General features: G+C 56.1%; 19 protein-coding genes and 1 pseudogene. 14 read left to right on the top strand and 6 right to left on the bottom strand.

Translation table 11 applies throughout. The annotated features are described in order from the left end of the window. Positions 1-98 precede the first annotated feature (98 nt). The 5 genes from PACILC2_RS11350 to solA all read right to left on the bottom strand — a co-directional run bounded on the left by PACILC2_RS11350 (position 99) and on the right by solA (position 5,565). Positions 99-710: a hypothetical protein gene (locus PACILC2_RS11350; RefSeq protein ID WP_213528922.1), complete on the bottom strand. Its 612-nt coding sequence runs from the start codon at positions 708-710 to the stop codon at positions 99-101. A gap of 373 nt (positions 711-1,083) precedes the next feature. After that, positions 1,084-2,265: an acyl-CoA dehydrogenase family protein gene (locus PACILC2_RS11345; protein ID WP_213528921.1), complete on the bottom strand. Its 1,182-nt coding sequence runs from the start codon at positions 2,263-2,265 to the stop codon at positions 1,084-1,086. 99 nt (positions 2,266-2,364) lie between these two features. Continuing rightward, positions 2,365-3,165 (bottom strand): ABC transporter permease subunit, encoded by an 801-nt coding sequence (locus tag PACILC2_RS11340; RefSeq protein ID WP_062489782.1) that lies wholly within the window; start codon positions 3,163-3,165, stop codon positions 2,365-2,367. A gap of 105 nt (positions 3,166-3,270) precedes the next feature. After that, positions 3,271-4,356: a sulfonate ABC transporter substrate-binding protein gene (locus tag PACILC2_RS11335; RefSeq protein WP_244863448.1), complete on the bottom strand. Its 1,086-nt coding sequence runs from the start codon at positions 4,354-4,356 to the stop codon at positions 3,271-3,273. Positions 4,357-4,407: 51 nt separating this feature from the next. Then, complete coding sequence (gene solA, locus PACILC2_RS11330; RefSeq protein ID WP_280515307.1) at positions 4,408-5,565, bottom strand: N-methyl-L-tryptophan oxidase; 1,158 nt, start codon at positions 5,563-5,565, stop codon at positions 4,408-4,410. Between the two features lie 172 nt (positions 5,566-5,737). On the opposite strand from solA, the pseudogene PACILC2_RS11325 reads away from it, so the two are divergent. The 4 genes and pseudogenes from PACILC2_RS11325 to rpsR all read left to right on the top strand — a co-directional run bounded on the left by PACILC2_RS11325 (position 5,738) and on the right by rpsR (position 7,525). Continuing rightward, a pseudogene (locus tag PACILC2_RS11325) lies at positions 5,738-6,069 on the top strand (winged helix-turn-helix transcriptional regulator). A gap of 320 nt (positions 6,070-6,389) precedes the next feature. After that, positions 6,390-6,674 (top strand): 30S ribosomal protein S6, encoded by a 285-nt coding sequence (gene rpsF / locus PACILC2_RS11320; protein WP_062489789.1) that lies wholly within the window; start codon positions 6,390-6,392, stop codon positions 6,672-6,674. 35 nt (positions 6,675-6,709) lie between these two features. Continuing rightward, positions 6,710-7,234, top strand: coding sequence for a single-stranded DNA-binding protein (gene ssb, locus PACILC2_RS11315; protein ID WP_062489791.1), 525 nt, complete (start codon positions 6,710-6,712; stop codon positions 7,232-7,234). 18 nt (positions 7,235-7,252) lie between these two features. Continuing rightward, positions 7,253-7,525: a 30S ribosomal protein S18 gene (gene rpsR / locus PACILC2_RS11310; RefSeq protein WP_062489793.1), complete on the top strand. Its 273-nt coding sequence runs from the start codon at positions 7,253-7,255 to the stop codon at positions 7,523-7,525. A gap of 80 nt (positions 7,526-7,605) precedes the next feature. Here the strand turns inward: rpsR and PACILC2_RS11305 are convergent, their stop codons facing one another. Continuing rightward, the gene (locus PACILC2_RS11305) at positions 7,606-7,956 is read right to left on the bottom strand and encodes a DUF4870 domain-containing protein (protein WP_213528919.1); all 351 of its coding nucleotides are present in this window, start codon (positions 7,954-7,956) and stop codon (positions 7,606-7,608) included. A gap of 213 nt (positions 7,957-8,169) precedes the next feature. On the opposite strand from PACILC2_RS11305, the gene PACILC2_RS11300 reads away from it, so the two are divergent. The 10 genes from PACILC2_RS11300 to PACILC2_RS11260 all read left to right on the top strand — a co-directional run bounded on the left by PACILC2_RS11300 (position 8,170) and on the right by PACILC2_RS11260 (position 18,830). Next, positions 8,170-9,225, top strand: a complete 1,056-nt coding sequence (locus PACILC2_RS11300; RefSeq protein WP_213528918.1) for an LCP family protein — start codon at positions 8,170-8,172, stop codon at positions 9,223-9,225. Positions 9,226-9,275: 50 nt separating this feature from the next. Continuing rightward, positions 9,276-9,743 carry a CBS domain-containing protein gene (locus PACILC2_RS11295; RefSeq protein WP_244863447.1) on the top strand — a complete coding sequence of 156 codons (468 nt, stop codon included), beginning with the start codon at positions 9,276-9,278 and terminating at the stop codon, positions 9,741-9,743. A gap of 205 nt (positions 9,744-9,948) precedes the next feature. Then, entirely contained in the window at positions 9,949-10,200 is a 252-nt protein-coding gene (locus PACILC2_RS26825) for a hypothetical protein (protein ID WP_244863446.1), read from the top strand. Positions 10,201-10,232: 32 nt separating this feature from the next. Continuing rightward, complete coding sequence (locus PACILC2_RS26820) at positions 10,233-10,811, top strand: DUF2232 domain-containing protein (protein WP_244863445.1); 579 nt, start codon at positions 10,233-10,235, stop codon at positions 10,809-10,811. A 15-nt stretch (positions 10,812-10,826) separates the two neighbouring features. Then, positions 10,827-12,788, top strand: coding sequence for a DHH family phosphoesterase (locus tag PACILC2_RS11285; RefSeq protein WP_062489803.1), 1,962 nt, complete (start codon positions 10,827-10,829; stop codon positions 12,786-12,788). Next, positions 12,785-13,228: a 50S ribosomal protein L9 gene (gene rplI, locus PACILC2_RS11280; RefSeq protein ID WP_213528917.1), complete on the top strand. Its 444-nt coding sequence runs from the start codon at positions 12,785-12,787 to the stop codon at positions 13,226-13,228. The genes PACILC2_RS11285 and rplI overlap by 4 nt, the downstream gene beginning before the upstream one ends. Positions 13,229-13,247: 19 nt before the next feature. Beyond that, complete coding sequence (gene dnaB, locus PACILC2_RS11275) at positions 13,248-14,603, top strand: replicative DNA helicase (protein ID WP_062489807.1); 1,356 nt, start codon at positions 13,248-13,250, stop codon at positions 14,601-14,603. Between the two features lie 204 nt (positions 14,604-14,807). Beyond that, positions 14,808-16,091 (top strand): adenylosuccinate synthase, encoded by a 1,284-nt coding sequence (locus PACILC2_RS11270; RefSeq protein ID WP_062489812.1) that lies wholly within the window; start codon positions 14,808-14,810, stop codon positions 16,089-16,091. 224 nt (positions 16,092-16,315) lie between these two features. After that, positions 16,316-17,179, top strand: a complete 864-nt coding sequence (locus PACILC2_RS11265; RefSeq protein ID WP_213528916.1) for an ICP22 family protein — start codon at positions 16,316-16,318, stop codon at positions 17,177-17,179. A 70-nt stretch (positions 17,180-17,249) separates the two neighbouring features. Further along, complete coding sequence (locus PACILC2_RS11260) at positions 17,250-18,830, top strand: peptidoglycan DD-metalloendopeptidase family protein (RefSeq protein ID WP_213528915.1); 1,581 nt, start codon at positions 17,250-17,252, stop codon at positions 18,828-18,830. The last annotated feature ends 58 nt before the right edge of the window (positions 18,831-18,888 follow it).

The raw sequence follows: 18,888 nt of genomic DNA, 5'->3' as shown, positions 1-18,888 counted from the left end.
GTCAGGTTGGTAGAGTGTTTTATAAGATTTTGGAAAATAAAAAGGAGCTGGCCCTCGTCATGGTCGATGACTTCGGGACAGCCCCTCACACTCCAACATCAAGAGTTAAGGTCTTTTCGTTCAGGAAGCGGAGAAGTGGTCTGAATCTGCAACAAGTATTCCGATTTTCCATTATTAGTAGTCGTTAATAAGCTTATCCGCAGATTACTTCGATCTTTCCCTTCCCACATCACAACTTTTCCTTGCTCTGCCGAAGTTTCTGCATCATCCAATACATTTAAGTCATTTGAAATTGGCTTTTCCAACGATTTGGACACAAGTTCCTTTAGCTCATTGCAAAGTGCAGCAAAATGATTTTTGTCCGTCATGGAAAAGAGGTATTCACCGGATACAAGTTGATCGTCTTGGAATCTGTAAACAACCAGTTGTTTCACCGAATCGTCCAAGGGGAACTTACCTTCTACCGTTATTGAATCCCCATTTGAGGAAGCTTGACTCAATTTCCTTTCTTCCATTACGTCCTCTTTGGCAGTTAGCCAGGGCAGCCCATCAAATACGTAGTTACCATCCTGTTGAATATTCGTTAACAATTGGTCCAATTTTCCGAGAGCAGGCTGCTCTTCTGATGGTTTATCGTTAGAAGAGCAGCCACTGCTAATGAATGCAACGAATATAACAGAAAACAACCAGGTTCCAAGAGTTTTTCTCAAGATGCCATCAATCCTTTTTTATTTTTGGTAAACGTAGTGGTTAAAATAGTCCGTCAGCAGCACAACCTTCAATTGGTTTTGTGAAAGCTGCCCTTACTTTATAAAACGTATAGATTTTCTTAACACTAACGATGAATTTCCGAAAAATGAAACGAAAAATTTTAGCGGCAAGCGTAGGGGATCGAGCGCGGTTTGATGACCGAAGTGGTATCCGTCACTTTTATTGGGAAAGAATGTGTTTCTCGGTATGGGATGGCGCGAATGAGCCCGCTAAGAACGGAGGGCAAGCGGGAGAGCGATTAAAGGGGATACTAGGAGGACAGAACGTGGTCTGTCCTCCTGCAACGGTAATGATGAACGCAGCGGCCTCCCGTCAATCCGCCTGTTCCGCTTCTTGAACGGCCCGCTTGCCTAACTGGGCGATGACCATATCCTCCATCGGAGGGTTGTGCAAGCCGAACCGGACGTCCCGGTAATGACGTTGAAGCGGATTGGATAGCGCCAGACTATGGGCGCCGACGATTCTCATCGCTTTGTCGACGACGGACAGCGCCGTCCGAATCGCGAACACTTTGACCGCAGCCAGCTCCGATACGAGCGAAGCCGCTTCGGGACGTCCGCGAAGCTCATCCCACCGTGCGGCAACCGCATATAAATAATGCCGGGCGGCCGACAGCTCCAGATCGATCTGGCCCAATTGCTGTCCGACATTCGGAGCGTACAAAATCGGATGCGGCAGGGAGTTCGGCTGATACGATCGGGCGAATTTCAGCGCTTCCTTGCGCGCGGCGAGCGCGATCCCCAGATAGCATGCGGGGATGTGCAGCAAGTACGGGTTAGGGGCTTGGTGATACGCCTTCTCGGCCGAGTACACCAGCGCTTCCTGCGGGACGATTGCGCCGTCCAGTACGAGATCGTGACTGGCAGTGCCCCGCATGCCGACCATCTGCCAAGTCGGATCGATCGACAGCCCGGCGGTTTCGCGCGGCACCAGAAATTCCGCCTCCCCATTGTCCAGGACGGCGGTCACGATGAAGTAGTCCAGCACCGGCGACAACGTCGTAAACGTCTTGCGGCCGTTCAACCGGTAGCCTCCTCCCGGCAGCCGCTCCGCTGTCGTACGCGGCTTTCCGCCGCGGGCGGGACTGCCCGAAGCGGCCTCGGTCGCGGCGCGGTTCACCAGCGCGCCGCGCTTGATGACTTCCCGGCACAGATCGGCGAAGACGTCTTGTTTCCAAGGGCGTTTCTCGTTCAGATCGAACAAAACCCCCAGATGCCAGCCCATGGCAAGGGCGATCGAGGCATCGCCTTGGGCCAGACGTTCCTGCAGCAGAACGAACTCATACAAGGAGATGTCCAATCCGCCCCATTCGGCCGGCACCGTATAGGTGTGATACCCCGCCTTGCGCAAGGCGTCGATATGAGCGTATGCGAAGCCGTTGTCGATATCGGCCGCATGGGCCCCTTCGGCGAATGAGTCGGCCAATTCGCCGATCAGCGAGAAACGCGCTTCCTGTTCCGGCGTGCGAATGAACATACGATCCAGCCCGCTCATAGCGTGCCAGCCTCCGAAGATACTGTGGGAACTTTCATCATGCGATCCAACACCTTTTTCTCAAGTTATGCAAACATAGCGTCCGGGGTTGCCCCCCGGTCAGGATTGATAAGCGGTATGCCAGCGCAGCAGCCGCCGTTCGAGCAGCTTGGCGGCTATATCCGCCAGCTTGCCGAACAATGCATATAGAATGATGCTCAGGATGATCACGTCGGCCTGCATGAATTCCCGGGCATTCATGGCCAGGTAACCGATGCCTTCGTTCGTTGCGATCGTCTCGGCCACAATCAGGGTCAGCCACATGACGCCGAGCGCATAACGCAATCCGACAAAGATCGAAGGAAGCGCGCCCGGCAACAGGATGTGGAAAAAGATCTCTCGCGGCTTCAAACCGTATACACTGCCCATCTCGACATAGTCGCCGCTGACGTTGCGGATGCCGTGGTACGTGTTGACATAGATCGGGAACAGCACGCCGACCGCAACGAGGAATACTTTGGACGTCTCGCCGATGCCGATCCATATAATGACGAGCGGCACCAGCGCCAGATGAGGGATATTCCGAATCATCTGAATGGTCGTATCGAACAGCCGATACGATGTTTTGAAGATTGCATTGGCAATGCCGAACAGAAAACCGATGCCGCCGCCGATCAGCAGGCCGATCAACGCTCTTTGCAGGCTGATGCCCATATGGTGCGCCAATTGTCCCGAGGACAACAGCTTCCAGCCGGCCTCGACAATCATGAGCGGTGTTGGAAACAGCTTGGCGGACACAAACTCGAGCGATGATGCGATCTGCCATGCGGCGACGATCAGCAACGGAACGAGCCAGGGCAGCAGAACGTCTGCCGCCCAATGCCGGCGCTCCGGTCGATTTTGCCGCGATTTCGGTTTCATAGGGACACCTCTCTCCATTGTTGCTTTTGTTTTCACATCCGAATGCTCAAGTTTCGCGCAGCTTAAGCGGCGGTAGAGCGCTCGGACGGGCACAATAAAGATCCGTTATTTCCCTAATTCCGGCTTCCAGGGCGCGTCCACCGGCATCAGCTCGCTGACGTCGACCTTTTCCGGAATGAGTCCGATGCGATAGTACGTATCGGCCAGCTGCTGCTGGGGCGCGATAATTTCCGGCGTGATCGCTTCGACGCCGTAGGTGCGCCGTTCGACGGCCGTGCGGATCGATTGCTCGTCGATGCCGAGCTCTTCCGTCAGCAGCTTCACAACTTCGGGCTTGTTGGCGTTTGCCCATTTGTCGGCGACATCGGTTTCCTCCAAGATGATTTTCACAAGATCCGGATACTTGCTCGTGAATTCCTTGGTTGAGTAGTAGAAGGTGCGATTCGGCGAATAATCGGCGCCGTCTGTCAGCGTAACCGGCTTCAGATCGATTTGTACGGTCGCGAAGAACGGGTCCCAGGAGCCCAGGGCGTCGACTTGCTTCGTCTCGAACACAGCGCGTCCCTCGGAGGCATCCTTAACGAAGACGTACTCGACGTCATCCGCTTGGAGTCCGGCTCTTTCCAGCGCCAGGACGGTCAGATAATGGTGATTGCCGCCCTTGACGACAGCGACCTTCTTGCCCTTCAGATCGGCGATCGTTTTGATCGGGGAATCGCTGTGAACCATGATGCCCATGCCTTCGGGATTCGGCAGATCGTTGCCTACATACACGAATTCCTTTCCGCCCGCCTGAGCGAATACACCCGATCCGTCCGCCGCGTTGCCGTAGTCGATTTGGCCTGCCGTCAGAGCCTCGAGCACGGTTCCGCCGCTCGGGAATACGTTCCATTCCACGGAAATGCCGAGTTCTTTAAGACGTTCGTCGAGATTGCCGTGCGCCTTGAGAATGTTCAGCGTATTGCCTTTTTGATAGCCGATGCGCACTACTTTCGGATAATCTTTTGCTGTTTCGGATGCGCTTGACGAGGCGGGCGTCGAAGAGTTGGCCGTTCCGGGGGACTGCGTTTCTTTGTCGGCGCCGCCGCAGCCCGTCAGCGCCGTCGTCAATAGCAAGGCTGCTCCTGCAAGCAGCGTGGTGAGCCGTTTTTTGCTCCAGACACGCGGTAAGTTCAAGCTTAGATTCATCATTCCACACACTCCTGATTCATAAAATAAGTACTTCAACAAAGCGCAGCGAGCTTAGCCGCTTTCCGCAAAAACTTGCCAATCCAGCTCCGGGCTTGTTTCGCCGAATGCGAGAGCAGTGCCCAACGCTTGGCCGATCGCGCTGGCAAACTTGAAGCCATGCCCCGAACCGCCTCCCGCATACCACAGGCCGGGCCTTCCCGCAGCCTCGCCAATGCGAAAACGTTCACCGGGCGATTGCTCGTACAAGCAGACTTGCCCGCTGCGCAATGCGCCTGCTCCGGGCAGGAACCGATCGAGGGCGTAGCGGAGCTCCGATTCGTCCTCGGCGTATGTGCCGAATGCGGGGAGCGGTTCGCCGTATACGGCCGCCCGACCTCCGTCGTGGCGCCCGATCTTCAGACCTTCTCCATCCAGATCGGGAAATCCGAAATACTCCTCATCCCCGCCGTTGTTAATAATGAACGCCGGCAATTGTCCGACGCCGTACAAGGACCGCGGCGCCTCGAACCAGCCGACCGCCTTGCGAACGGGCGAAACGGATCGCAGCTCCGTCAGCAGTCTGCCGATCCATGCCCCGGTGCTGGCCAATACCCGCTTGGCAGCATAGTCGCCGCTGCGCGTCCGGACGATATAGCCGTCCATGCCATCGTCGATGGACAGCACTTCCGTATTGATGAGCAGCCTCGCCCCATGACGCAGCGCCAACTCGCGGTAAGTGCCGAGGATGCGCTCGCTGTACAAGATGCCGGCGTCAGGCTCATAGAGAGCCTCCATGGAATCGGGCGTAAACAGTCCGGGCCATTGTTCTCTCGCTTCGGCCGCGGACAGACGGCGATGCCCGATGCCGAAGGAGACGCAGCTTTCCAGCTTCGTGCGGATAAAGCGGGAGCCGATCGGACCGATACTGACAACCCCCGTTCGTTCGAACAACGGTCCTTTAAGGGCGGCATGTTCCTCGCGCAAGCTTGCGGATTCCCGCTCGAGCTCGATCCAGAGCCGTTTAGCCTGCAGCGCAAGCCGGACATAAGCAGCGCCCATCGTATAGGCGGAGCGGAATATCCGGGTTGTGCCATGGTGGCTGCCGAGCGTATGGGGCGGATCGCCCGCATCGATCAGCAGCACGCGCGCGCCTTCCCGGGCGGCGTAATAGCCCGCGCTCATACCGAATGAACCTGCCCCCACCACGATTACGTCATAATCGGAATGCATTTTCATTCGCCTCCTTGACTGCCTCTTTACAGCTCCGACATGCAAAAATTATAATTCCTATAAGAACTCTTGGAAATAGCGCACAATAACGATACCTGGTTTCCAAAAGGATACCAAGAATGGAGGGGATGACAGATGAGGTTGTCCGAAAAACGTTTTAGGCGGGAAAGAAGTGACGTTGTCGGTTATTGGCGGAAAGTGGAAGCCGATGATTCTTTGGTATTTGGGTCAGCAGGAAACGAGGCGATTCTGCGAATTAAAGCGGCTGCTTGCGCCCATAACGCAAAAATTTTGACCAACCAGCTCAGGGAACTGGAGGAAGACTTGCTGATCCGTCGCAAAGTGTATCCCGTATATCCGGCGAAGGTCGAATACTCCCTCACCGAACACGGCAAGTCTATTATCCCGATCTTGGATATGATGAAGAAATGGGGGGAAAACTACAAAGAGACCGTATTAAATTATACAGATGAGGCCCCGGAAAGCAGCGTTGTCCAAAAGTAAAAGATGGCGCCGCGGCGTTTTTTTGCGATCTTGAAAAGGCTCGCGGCGAACCGATTTTATGACAGCGCTTGCAGTCCGATTCGATTGCGATGGCCGACGCTGCGAACCGCTGATGCGAACTGCCGATACAAGACGCCCGTCTGTCCGAAACGGATAACGGCAGCCGCAAGAGAAGCGATGCATCAGTTTCGCGAACGATGGCGCCCCCTTGTCAAGAAAAAGCCGCTTTGGTATAGTTATAAGGTATGCGAGTTAGACGCCTCGCTCCTTGCTCCTTCGAACCAGGAGGGGCCGTTAAGTCCAAAAGGAGGTGAAATACGATGCGCAAATATGAAGTGATGTACATTGTTCGTCCCGACGTCGAGCAGGAAGTGCTGCAAAGTGTCGTCGACAAATTCCATGGCATCATCTCCAACGGCGGTGAAGTCACGAAGCAAGAAGTGATGGGCAAGCGCCGTCTTGCGTATGAGATCAATAAGCATCGTGACGGTTACTATGTTCTGGTGCAATTCAACGCTCCGACCGACGTTGTTGCCGAACTGGACCGCGTGATGAAGATTACGGACGAAGTCATCCGTTATCTGATCGTTAAGGATGTTGCTTAAACGCAAGAAATGCGACGGTTGGGAGGTTGTTTGCGATGTTGAACCGCGTCATTCTCATCGGCAGATTAACGAGAGACCCTGAACTTCGATATACGCCGTCCGGCGTAGCGGTTACCCAGTTTACGCTGGCTGTGGACAGACCGTTCACCAGCAGTCAGGGCGAGCGCGAAGCCGACTTTATTCCGGTCGTCACATGGCGCCAGCTTGCCGAGACGTGCGCCAACTATTTGCGCAAAGGCCGTTTGACAGCCGTCGAGGGCCGCATGCAAGTGCGGAACTACGAGAACAACGAGGGGAAGCGCGTTTATGTGACGGAGGTCGTGGCCGATAATGTCCGGTTCCTCGAATCGCCGAACCGCGATGGCGGGGGCGCGCGCGAGGAAGGATACGGCGGCGGCTACGGAAGCACTGGAGGAAGCGCTGGCGGCTTCGGGGGAAGCGGCGGTTACGGCGGGAATTACTCCGGCAACCGTTCCGGCGGCGGTTCTTCGCGGAACGACGACCCGTTCTCGGATGACGGACGACCGATCGACATTTCGGAAGATGATTTGCCATTTTAAAGGAAAGGACGGATATGCATGGCTTTCAAGCAAAGAGAAGGCGGCGAAGAGCGCCCGGAGCGCAAGTTCCGCAAAGGCCGCAACAAGCGCCGCAAAGTGTGCTATTTCACGGTCAACAAAATTACGCACATTGACTATAAAGATACCGAGCTGCTCAAGAAGTTCATCAGCGAGCGCGGCAAAATTTTGCCTCGCCGCGTAACGGGCACAAGCGCGAAGTATCAGCGTCTCTTGACGATCGCAATCAAGCGTTCCCGTCAAGTTGCGCTTCTGCCTTACACGACCGAATAAAACAGCAGAACGGATAAAGACGGCAACCGATTCCATGCGGTTGCCGTTTTGTTTTGCGGCCATGCGAACGCCGCCGCCGCTTAATAGTGAGAAGCAATCTGCTCGGCGATATCCCCGAGGACCGGCACTTTATACCGCCGTCCTTGCAGCGTCAGCAGCATAAGCGCGATCCACAGCACGAAAGCGGCCGGAACGATAACGAGACCGATCAGCCAGCCGATGACGGGGACCGCTCCGAGCACCAGCTGGATCACGATAAAAGTGGAAGAGACGACGATGGACTGCATCGCATGAAACTTGACGAATCGGCTGTTCTTCTCCAAAATAAGGAACAGAATGCCGGTTACGAATATGCCGAAATAACAAAGCAGACCGGCCAGCTTCGGATCGAGCCCGGTGGAAGACCGGTCCGGAACAGGAAGAGAGGGCATGACAGCTCATCCTTTCGCGGGGCTAACGTTGTCCTTTATATGGGATGTCTATTCCAGGTCAGGAGCGAATAGACCTGATAATAGAATGATTCGCTGCCATTCATTGGGGGCAGGACCTATTTTTTTTGTAAAATTATTGTAACTAAACGCGGGATTATGTCGTTTAAAATAGAGGAGAGTCGTTGAATACCAATTGGGGATAGGAGAATAACCGTGAAAAAACGAATAAGCCGCAAATGGAAGTGGGTGTCCGGCCTGACGGCCTTTATCGTACTGCTTGGCGCTGTCGGGTACTTCAATCGCGGCGCTCTCGCCATGTTGGGCTTTGACTTGTTCTTCTCGAAAAAGGTAGAGAAAAAGCTCGAACAATCATACAAGCCGCTAGAAGGCCGACAAACGGCGCCGGTTGCTTATACCGATACGAAGCCGATCTCGTTTCTGCTGCTCGGCGTAGACCAGCGGGAGGGAGAATCGAGCGGCCGCTCCGATACGATCATCTATACGGTCGTACGGCCGAAGGACGGGGCCATCTTGATGATATCCGTTCCGCGCGACACGTTGACGGAGATCGCCGGGCGGGAGGAGAAGGATAAAATCAATCATGCCTATGCGTTCGGCGGCGCCAAGATGGCGGTCGAGACGGTGGAACAACTTTTCGACGCGCCGGTAAATTATTACGCTTCGATCAATTTCAAGGGCTTCAAGGATGCGATCGACGCCATGGGCGGCATCGCGCTGCCGATCGAGGAAGATATTGTGAACAAGGGTCGCGATCACGAGAAGTTTGTCATTAAAGGCGGCCAGGACTTGTACAACGGAACCGACGCTTTGAATTACGTGCGCTATCGCGAAGATGCGGGCGGCGATATGAGCCGAACGGGGCGCCATCAAATCTTTATCAACGCCATGCTGGACAAGGCGTCAGGCGTGGATCAATGGACGAAAATTCCCGAACTTATCGATATTATGGGTGAGAATTTCAGCACGGACATGTCCCCGGACCAAATCATATCGCTCGCCAAAACGCTGCTTCAGGCCGATTCGCGCACGATTTACAGCCATACCTTGAAAGGGGAAGGCGGACGCGGGAAGTCGAATCTCTGGTATTTCTATGCCGACGACGAGGATCTGGAGCAGGTGAAGGCGATAATTGACGGCTGGATGGATGAGAAGACGACGAAAGCGCAGCTGCCGCTGCCCGAGAAGTACCGGCCGAAGAACGATAACGGTTCGCGGACGCTGTCGGCCCCGGAAACGGCGGCACCTTGAAATAAAGCGTTGGCTCCTCCATAACCCAGGATGGAACGGAGTGCTGCAATTTGACGAAAAATATAGCGTTTTTCTTATTGCCGAAGCAGGAAGTCGTATATGTCACCGAGGACGCAACGCTGCGCCAGACGCTGGAACGGATGGAATATCACCGGTATTCCTCGGTTCCGATTTTGAATGAGGACGGCTTGTATGTCGGGACGGTGACCGAAGGCGATTTGTTGTGGTTTCTGAAAAGCCGCGCCGACCTGTCGTTCGAACGGACGAATCGGGTCAAGCTTTCCGAAGTGCCGCGCCGGGCGACGAATCGGCCGGTGCGAATCGATGCCAATATGGAAGATTTGATATCGCTCGCCAAAGTGCAAAACTTCGTGCCGGTTGTCGATGACATGAACCGGTTTATCGGCATCGTGCGAAGAAGCGATATTATCGATTATTGCGAGCGTCTTATTCTGTCGGGCGAAGCTGCGAACGGCGTCCCCGACCGCACCGGCATTGCGGCGCGGAGCGAAGAATAAACGAAATCGCTGCCCTAATCGAACAGAGGCGGTCCCCGCGTACGCAGGGTCCGCCTTTGCCGTCTTGCCCGCTTCTTTAATCGCGCCTTATGGCGCGATAGCTATTTGTGCTATAATGAACGGTATAGCCTTTGGAACAACCTGACCTTAAGAGGTGAACGGTTTGAAGTTCGGTTTGAAATCCCTGTTTTGGAGCGCGGGATCTTTGCTGCTGTTGCTGTCCGTGCTGCTGCTGCCTGCGCTGAACGTATTGACGGTTACCTTGATGATGGTGCCGTATGTTATCCTGTATACGATGCTTCCGACGAAATCGTTCGCTATACAGGCAGCGGTCGTCCTGGCCATCGCCTTTCTGATCGCCGGGCCGGTTGCGCCGGTGGTCGGGCTGTTCTTTCTTGTTCCGGCAGTGATCATGGGCCATCTCTACCGCAAAAAACCGCTGCCCGGGTTGTATTGACGGCGGCTATTTTGACCATACTTGGAGAACTAATGCTCGAATTGGTGCTGTTCGAGGTCATTCTCGACCTGTCGCTGATTCAGGAAATGAGCAATCTGGTGCGGAGTATGACAGACGATCTGCTGGCGCAAGGGATGATGCCTCCGCAGTGGAACGAAGAGATGACCGAAGCGATGATCCGCGTGATGATTCATTCGCTTCCGCTCGTTTTTATTTCCATCGCTTTTTTCTACTCCGTCCTGACGCATTTTATCGCTCGCCGCATATTGCGGGCCTACGGCATCGACGTGCCGGGCATGCCGCCGGCCCATGAATGGATGGTGCCGCGGTCGCTCGTATTTTACTATTTGGTCGCGATTGTGCTGGAAATGTTCATATCGCCGCAGGACACTTCGTTCATCAGCGTCGCGCTGCTGAACCTGGTGCCCTTGCTCCGTTTTGTGTTTGCGATTCAGACGATCGGATTTTTCTTCTTTATAGCCCATCAGCGGAGGTGGAGCCGGGCGGTGCCGCTGCTTATGTCCATACCGGTTCTGTTATTTCCGCCGCTTAGTTTGATCGGCGTGCTGGATGTTGCGTTTCCGATACGGAAATCGTTCACGAAATCTTGACAGGGGCGAAAGGAAATGCCAAAGTTTCTTGTCAAACGCTGGCATGGCATGCATCAGGTTTTGTCATTCGTGCTGATGATGGCCATGACGGTGGGACTGGCCTCGTTTTATTGGCCGCTCGGCATCGTTGCGCTGCTGCTGACAGTAGCGCTCGCGGTATTCACGTTTTTCGCCGAGAGGTCGTTTCGCCGGGATTTGAAGACCTACCTGGGCAAATTGTCGTATCGGGTAAAAAAGGCGGGCAACCAGATCATAAACGATCTGCCGTTCGGTATTATTTTGTATGACGACGATTACGTTGTCGAATGGCATAATGCTTATGTGGAGCGGGTGCTCGATCGGGATTCCGTTATCGGCGTGCCGGTTGCCGAGCTCTTTCCCTCGCTTCAGCAAATCAAGGAGAAAGAAGAAACCGTTCAGACGGAAATCGGTTCATCCGTATACGAGCTGTACGTGAAGCCGAATGACCGGCTGATCTATGTCTCCGATATTACCGACAAGTGGCAGTTGGAAAAACGGTATGAAGATGAAAAAATTGCGCTCGGCATCGTGGTCATGGACAATCTTGAGGAAGTGACCCAGGGGATGGACGATCAGCAGCGCAGCCTGCTGCTCTCGAAAGTGACCGCCGAAATTACGGAATGGTCGAACCGCTATGAGATTTATTTGAAACGGCTGGCGTCGGACCGGTTCCTGCTCATCACCGATCAGAAAACGCTCAGGGAGCTGGAGCAGTCGCGCTTCGTCCTGCTGGACGAAGTGCGGGAAATGACGGCCGAGCAGAAAATTCCGATGACGCTCAGCATCGGATTCGCCTCCGGCGCCGATTCGATATGCGCGCTCGGCCAATGGGCGCAGACCAGTCTGGATATCGCGCTTGGCCGCGGCGGCGATCAGGCGGCGGTGAAAGTCGGCCCCCGGCAGTCGTTCTACGGCGGCAAGTCGAACGCCGTGGAGAAGCGGACGCGCGTGCGGGCGCGTGTCGTCGCGCATGCCCTTCGGGATTTGATCAAGGAGAGCGAGAACGTTGTCATTATGGGCCACAAAATGCCCGACATGGATGCGGTCGGCGCGGCGATCGGGGTGCTGAAAGCTGCAAGACTGCTCGGCCGCGAAGCTCATATCGTGCTCGAAGGGATCAATCCGGCCATTCAGAAAATGATGGAGATGCTGCGGGAGGACGACCGGCTCGCCAAGCGGTTCGTGACGCCGGAGCAGGCGCTCGGAATGGTAAGCGGCCGAACGCTCGTCGTCGTGGTCGATACCCATAAAGCTTCGATGGTGAAAGAGCCGAAGCTGCTCGCCCAGACCGAGCGGATCGTCGTGGTGGACCATCATCGCCGCAGCGAGGAGTTTATCCAAAATGCGGTGCTGGTCTATATGGAGCCTTACGCGTCGTCGACGTGCGAACTGGTGACCGAACTGCTCCAATATATTCACGATCGGGTCGTGCTGGAGGTGCGGGAGGCGACGGCGCTGCTTGCGGGCATTACGGTCGACACGAAGAGCTTCTCGCTCCGTACCGGAGCGCGCACGTTCGAAGCGGCGTCGTTTCTGAGACGCAACGGCGCCGATACGATGATGATCCAGCGCATGCTGAAGGAAGATCTGGAGGAATATGTCAAGAAGGCGGAGATTATCAAGCATGCCGAAATCTGCTATGGCCATATCGCCATAGCGGCGATCGATTCGGGCCGCCAATACTCGCAGCTCCTGATCGCGCAAGCGGCCGATACGCTGCTGAATATGACCGGCATTCTCGCTTCGTTCGTGATCGGACAGCGGACCGACGGGAAGATCGGGATCAGCGCCCGGTCGCTCGGCGATATGAATGTGCAGGTCGTGATGGAGCGTATGGGCGGCGGCGGGCATCTGACCAACGCTGCGGCTCAGCTCGACGGCACGGTCGCCGAGGCGGCGGCCAAGCTGCGACAAGTGCTTGACGAAATCGACAGGGAAGAGGGGTTGTTCGAATGAAAGTGATTTTTCTGCAGGACGTGAAAGGTCAGGGGAAAAAAGGCGAAGTCAAAGATTTGTCGGAAGGATACGTACGCAATTTCTTGCTCCCTAAAAAATTGGTGAAGATCGCATCGGACGGCAACCTGAAGACGCTTGAAGTGCAGCAGAAGTCCGAAGAGAAGCGCAAGGAGCGGGAGCGGGAAGAGGCGAAGGCGCTCGCCGGCAGGCTGGAGGAGCTGACGGTCGTCATCAAGGCGAAAGCCGGGGAAGGGGGACGGCTGTTCGGGGCCATTACGAGCAAGCAGATTGCAGAAGCGCTGGCGGCGATGGGGATCAAGGTCGACAAGCGGAAGATCGAGCTGGACGAGCCGATCCGCGCGCTCGGCGTGACGCAGGTGCCGGTGAAGCTCCATCCGGAAGTGAAAGCGACTCTTAAAGTTCAGGCGACGGAAGAATGAAAGGCAGGGGAACCGGACGATGAGCCAGGAAGCATGGTTCGACCGCGTTCCGCCGCAAAACATGGAAGCCGAGCAAGCGGTGCTCGGCGCCGTTCTGCTGCAGTCGGATGCGCTCATTACCGCGATGGAACGAATCAGCAGCGAAGACTTCTACAGCGTCCCGCATCAGCAAATATTCGAAGCGATGATCGAGCTCGCGGAAGATAACCAGCCGATCGATCTCGTGACGCTGACGGCGCATCTGCAGAACCGGCAGCTGCTCGAAGAGGTCGGCGGCGTCAGCTATTTGGCGCGGCTCGTCAGCAGCGTGCCGACCGCTGCGAACGTCGATTACTACGCGCAGATCGTCGAAGAGAAGTCGATGCTGCGGCGGTTGATCCGGACGGCTACGCAAATCGTCTCGAACGGCTACAGCGCCGCCGAAGACGTCGGCGCGCTGCTGAACGAGGCGGAGCAGCGCATTCTTGAAATATCGAACCGCCGTTCCAGCTCCGGCTTCGTCTCGATCCGCGACGTGCTGATGGAAGTGTTCGAGCGGGTGGAGTTTCTCTATTCGCACAAAGGCGGCACGACGGGCATTCCGTCGGGATTTCCCGATCTGGACAAGATGACGTCGGGTTTCCAGCGCAGCGACCTGATCATTGTGGCGGCGCGCCCCTCGGTCGGCAAGACCGCGTTCGCGCTCAATATCGCCCAGAATGTCGGCGTGCGCGCCGGAGAGACGGTCGCGATCTTCAGCCTGGAGATGTCCGCGGCGCAGCTCGTGCAGCGGATGATCTGCGCCGAAGCGAACGTCGATGCGGGCCGGATGCGGACGGGATTTCTCGAAGGAGACGATTGGGAGAAGCTGACGATGGCCATCGGCTCGCTGTCGGAGGCGCAAATTTTCATTGACGACACGCCCGGCATTACCGTGGCCGATATTCGCGCGAAGTGCCGGCGGCTGAAGAAAGAACGCGGACTCGGCATGATTGTGATCGATTATTTGCAGCTGATCCAGGGCCGGGGCAAGCCGGGGGAAAACCGGCAGCAGGAAGTGTCGGAAATTTCGCGGACGCTCAAGCAGATCGCGCGGGAGCTGGAAGTGCCCGTCATCGCGCTGTCCCAGCTCAGCCGCGGCGTCGAGCAGCGGCAGGACAAACGGCCGATGATGTCGGATCTCCGGGAGTCCGGCTCGATCGAGCAGGACGCGGACATCGTGGCCTTCCTGTACCGGGACGATTACTATGACAAAGAGACCGAAAAGAAGAACATCATCGAGATCATTATCGCCAAGCAGCGGAACGGTCCGGTCGGAACGGTCGAGCTCGTATTTCTTAAAAATTTCAATAAATTTGTCAGCCTCGATCGGGTTCATCACGGAGAGGCTTCGTGACAGATGTCCATATTCCCGAACAATTGCATGGGTTATAATGCAATTGTTCGCTTTTTTGTTGACTTCCGGAAATGCGGCTGGTACACTATTAATGCTGCCTTAGCAGGATGGCTGGCCGAGGCGGCCCATTTTTGCGCGCTCGTACAGGCCGAAGCGGTTTCAGACCGTTTGGCATGGGCGCCAACATGACTCGGGGGTATGATCATGTCTACGGTTGTTGTAGTCGGAACGCAATGGGGAGACGAAGGGAAAGGCAAAATTACCGACTATCTCGCGGAAGGCGCCGACGTCGTCGCCCGTTACCAGGGAGGGAACAACGCCGGGCACACGATTCTGATCGGGGACAAGAAGTATAAGCTGACCATGATCCCGTCCGGAATTTTCAATCATGACAAAATTTGCGTAATCGGCAATGGAATGGTCATTAACCCGGCAGCCTTGATTGAAGAAATCCAATACATTCAAGATAACGGTTTTTCTACTGATAATTTAAAAATCAGCGACCGCGCGCATGTGATCATGCCGTACCATCTCGTACTGGACGGCCTGGAGGAGGAGCGCAAGGGAGACAACAAGATCGGCACAACGCGCAAAGGGATCGGTCCGTGCTACATGGACAAAGCTGCGCGCAACGGCATCCGCATCGCCGACTTGATGGACGCCAAGGAGTTCGAAGAGAAAGCTCGCCGGCTGATCGCGGAAAAGAACCAGGTCATCGATCAGGTTTACGGCGGCGGACCCCTCGACGCGGATGAGATCATCGAGCAATATTTGGGCTATGCGGAGAAACTGCGCAGCTACGTAACCGATACGTCGGTCGTGTTGAACGATGCCATCGACGCCGGCAAAAACGTGCTGTTCGAGGGCGCGCAAGGCGTCATGCTCGATATCGACCAAGGGACGTATCCGTTCGTCACCTCGTCCAACCCGACGGCTGGCGGGGTGTGCATCGGTTCGGGCGTCGGTCCGTCCAAAATCCAGCAGGTCATCGGTGTTGCCAAGTCCTACACGACACGCGTCGGGGACGGCCCGTTCCCGACCGAGCAGATGAATGAGACGGGCGACTGGATTCGCGAGCGCGGCAACGAATACGGCACCGTCACCGGCCGTCCGCGACGCGTCGGCTGGTTCGACAGCGTCGTCGTCCGCCATGCCCGCCGCGTCAGCGGCATTACCGGCCTGTCGCTCAATTCGCTGGATGTGCTGTCCGGCCTGGAAACGGTGAAGATCTGCACCGCCTACAAGTATCGCGGACAGCTGATCGAGCATTACCCGGCAAGCCTAAGTATGCTTGCGGAATGCGAAGCCGTATACGAGGAGCTGCCGGGCTGGAGCGAAGATATTTCGAATGCGAAGACGCTGGAAGATTTGCCGGCCAACACGCGCCGTTTTCTGGAGCGCATCGAGGAGCTGACCGGTATTCCGATCGCGATCTTCTCGGTCGGCCGCAATCGCGAACAGACGAATCAGATCCGTCCGATTTATTGATTTTCATAAACGCCGGTACGAAACCGCTCGGAGACGAGGCTAACGACATGCCTTGTCCCGAGCGGTTTTTTGCTTGGGAAGGAATCCGGGCATTTTGGCACATTTTTCAAATAAAAAGAATGCCTCCTCGAACGCTTGACCATAATGAAAAATATGGGAAAGTTATGGATGTGTGCGCGCCAGCGCAGATCGGAGGTTATGCGAACAATGTGGAAATGGGCAGAATGGCTGGCCAAGACGGTGGCGGCGGGGCTGATCATCAGCTTTTATCGATATGGACGACCGGTTATATTGTAAACAGCTATGTGGAGACGCTGCTCAAGCAGTACAATGTCCCGCTCGAAGTAACGCCTTTCGCGCTGTCGGGCGTATGGGGCAAACTATGGGGAGCGGACGGAGAGATTGCGGCGGACAGCGGCGGCAAGTCCGGCGCTGCGGAGACGAAAGCCGATAGCGGGACGGGCGCGAACGGTACGGAAGCTGGCGGACAGGAAGGAGCCGGAGGCGGCGAAACGCCGAACCGCGCCGAAGAAGGCGCGCTTGACGAATCGCCGGAAGATGCGGCGGAGGGCAAGACGGAAGGCGAGACCGGCGAGGCGGGCGAAGGCGCGCACGAAGGTACGGCCGAGGATGCGCAAGGCGGCGATCCGGTTGCGACAGACGATGCGTTCGGCCGGCTGGATGAGGCCGGCGGCGACTTGGAGGCGTCCTTGCCGGATGAAGATGCGCCGCTGACGGGAATCGGCAGCGGGTCGGGGCCGAAGGCGAACAGCGGCACATCCGGAGGCGAGACGGCGTTGACGCCGGAAGAGCTGAATGCGGCGAAGGACCGGATCAGCGCGGACGACAAGGCGAAAATTTTCGTCATGCTGACGGACAAGCTGCCCGAAGAAGCGTGGCAGACGCTGTCGGGCTATGTGGAGGACGGGCTGACGGAACAGGAAATGCTCGACATTCAGCAAATCGTTGCGCAGCATCTCGACAAATCGGAATATGAAGAGTTGATGAATATTCTGAAAAATATTAATGCCCCTCAAATACTAGCCTATGGTAAAGTAAAAAGCGTAGTTCCCGGAGGTAGTCCGTAGGAACCACGCTTTTTTTATATGCTTGAAGAATAGAACATCAACGGGTTAGAGTTGACTAAAGGAGAATAACATGACGGCAAGGAAGGACGATAACCGCCAGCGAAGCGTATGGAGCCGAATTGCGAGTACGCTCGGGCTTGCTCCGCAACAGGACGGAACCGCGACGACCGCTCGGTCGTCCGCACCGCAGTCGTCAGGCACACCGTCCCGCAAACGCAAGGCGGCGATTGCCGTATCCATCGCGCTCGGCCTGACGGCAGCCGCGGGATTCGGCGGAACCTATTATGTGAAAGCCAATACGGTATCATACTATCATCTTTATAAAGATGGGACCGAGCTCGGAACCGTCGACTCGCCGGAAGCGGTCGTGGAACTGCTCGCTCTCAAGAAGGAAGAAGCGGCCCGGGAGAATCCGGGAGTGGACATGGAGCTGGAAACCGGCAGCCTGACGCACGAGCCGGCCAGCGGATTTAAAGCGGTGCCCGACACCGAGGCGACGCTCGACAAGCTGGAAAAGCAGATTGCATTCTATGCGGTCGGCGTGGAGATCAAGGTGGAAGGCGAAGTGATCGGCGTCGTCAAGGACAAGGCGACCGCGGAGCGCGTGCTGCAGCGGGTGCAAGGGGAATATGCGCCGGAGCTTGTTATGCCCGAAGTGATGAACGTCAGGCCGATGTCGTATAACGCGAACGGCAAGGCCGCAGATTCTTCTCCGGAGTCCGCTTCGCAGAAGTCGGTTTCGCCGAAGCCGAACCGCGAGGTGAAGCAGGTCAAGTTTGTCGAGGATGTCGACACGCAATCCGCCAAAGTGCAGCCCGCGGAAATTGTCGACGAAGAAACGATGTACAAGACGATCGTAAGCGGAACCGAAGCCGAAACGACCTATACGGTGCAGCCCGGCGATTGTGTCGGATGCATCGCGGAAAAGTTCGACATCGACAAGCAGGTCATTTATGATAACAACCCCTGGATCAAGAACGACATGATCAAGGTCGGCGATGTGCTCGACTTGACTGTCCGCGAGCCGAAAATTAACGTGGAGACGGTGGAACGGCTCACGAAGACGGTCGAGACGAAACCGGACTATGTCGTTCGCGAGAACGACGAAATGCGCGTCGGCGAGTCGAAAGTGATATCCGAAGGAATCAAGGGGATCAGCGAGCTGACATACAAGCAAGTGAAGCGCAACGGCGTTCTGGTGAGCAGTGAGCTGGTCAGTACCGTCGTCATCAAGCCGTCCTCTCCGAAAATTGTCATGAAAGGGACCAAGGTCGTCAGAGGGGAAGGCACCGGTGAGTTCGAATATCCGGTATCCGGCGCGACGCTGACGAGCAAATTCGGCAAGCGGTGGGGCCGGCTGCATAAAGGGATCGACCTGGTCGGCGATTCGACGATCAAGGCGGCCGACGAAGGCGTCGTGGAATTTGCCGGCGTGAAGAGCGGTTACGGCAATGTGGTCATTATTAATCACCGCAACGGCTACAAGACGCTGTACGCCCATTTGAGCTCGTATTCGGTCGCAGAAGGCGAGATCGTGGAGAAAGGCGATCCGATCGGGATTATGGGCAATACGGGCCGATCGTTCGGCACGCATCTGCATTTCGAAATCCATAAGAACGGCGCGGTGCAGAATCCGCTGGATTATTTGTAACCGCCAGGCGAAACGCCCGAATGAAAGGAGAGCGCCGGTCGCGGCATTGGAAAGCCGC

Origin of the sequence: Paenibacillus cisolokensis (genome assembly GCF_018403665.1) — a bacterium.
Lineage (GTDB): Bacteria > Bacillota > Bacilli > Paenibacillales > Paenibacillaceae > Paenibacillus_AH > Paenibacillus_AH cisolokensis.
Note: the sequence above shows the minus strand (reverse complement) of the source record. Positions and strands in the feature narration are given on the sequence as shown.

Excerpts from the sequence above, each read along its gene's own strand:
- PACILC2_RS11345 (WP_213528921.1), bottom strand. The coding sequence starts at position 2,265 with ATGAGCGGGCTGGATCGTATGTTCATTCGCACGCCGGAACAGGAAGCG.
- PACILC2_RS11340 (WP_062489782.1), bottom strand. The coding sequence starts at position 3,165 with ATGAAACCGAAATCGCGGCAAAATCGACCGGAGCGCCGGCATTGGGCG.
- PACILC2_RS11335 (WP_244863448.1), bottom strand. The coding sequence starts at position 4,356 with ATGATGAATCTAAGCTTGAACTTACCGCGTGTCTGGAGCAAAAAACGG.
- solA (WP_280515307.1), bottom strand. The coding sequence starts at position 5,565 with ATGCATTCCGATTATGACGTAATCGTGGTGGGGGCAGGTTCATTCGGT.
- rpsF (WP_062489789.1), top strand. The coding sequence starts at position 6,390 with ATGCGCAAATATGAAGTGATGTACATTGTTCGTCCCGACGTCGAGCAG.
- ssb (WP_062489791.1), top strand. The coding sequence starts at position 6,710 with ATGTTGAACCGCGTCATTCTCATCGGCAGATTAACGAGAGACCCTGAA.
- rpsR (WP_062489793.1), top strand. The coding sequence starts at position 7,253 with ATGGCTTTCAAGCAAAGAGAAGGCGGCGAAGAGCGCCCGGAGCGCAAG.
- PACILC2_RS11305 (WP_213528919.1), bottom strand. The coding sequence starts at position 7,956 with ATGCCCTCTCTTCCTGTTCCGGACCGGTCTTCCACCGGGCTCGATCCG.
- PACILC2_RS26820 (WP_244863445.1), top strand. The coding sequence starts at position 10,233 with ATGCTCGAATTGGTGCTGTTCGAGGTCATTCTCGACCTGTCGCTGATT.
- PACILC2_RS11285 (WP_062489803.1), top strand. The coding sequence starts at position 10,827 with ATGCCAAAGTTTCTTGTCAAACGCTGGCATGGCATGCATCAGGTTTTG.
- rplI (WP_213528917.1), top strand. The coding sequence starts at position 12,785 with ATGAAAGTGATTTTTCTGCAGGACGTGAAAGGTCAGGGGAAAAAAGGC.
- dnaB (WP_062489807.1), top strand. The coding sequence starts at position 13,248 with ATGAGCCAGGAAGCATGGTTCGACCGCGTTCCGCCGCAAAACATGGAA.
- PACILC2_RS11270 (WP_062489812.1), top strand. The coding sequence starts at position 14,808 with ATGTCTACGGTTGTTGTAGTCGGAACGCAATGGGGAGACGAAGGGAAA.
- PACILC2_RS11265 (WP_213528916.1), top strand. The coding sequence starts at position 16,316 with ATGGCTGGCCAAGACGGTGGCGGCGGGGCTGATCATCAGCTTTTATCG.
- PACILC2_RS11260 (WP_213528915.1), top strand. The coding sequence starts at position 17,250 with ATGACGGCAAGGAAGGACGATAACCGCCAGCGAAGCGTATGGAGCCGA.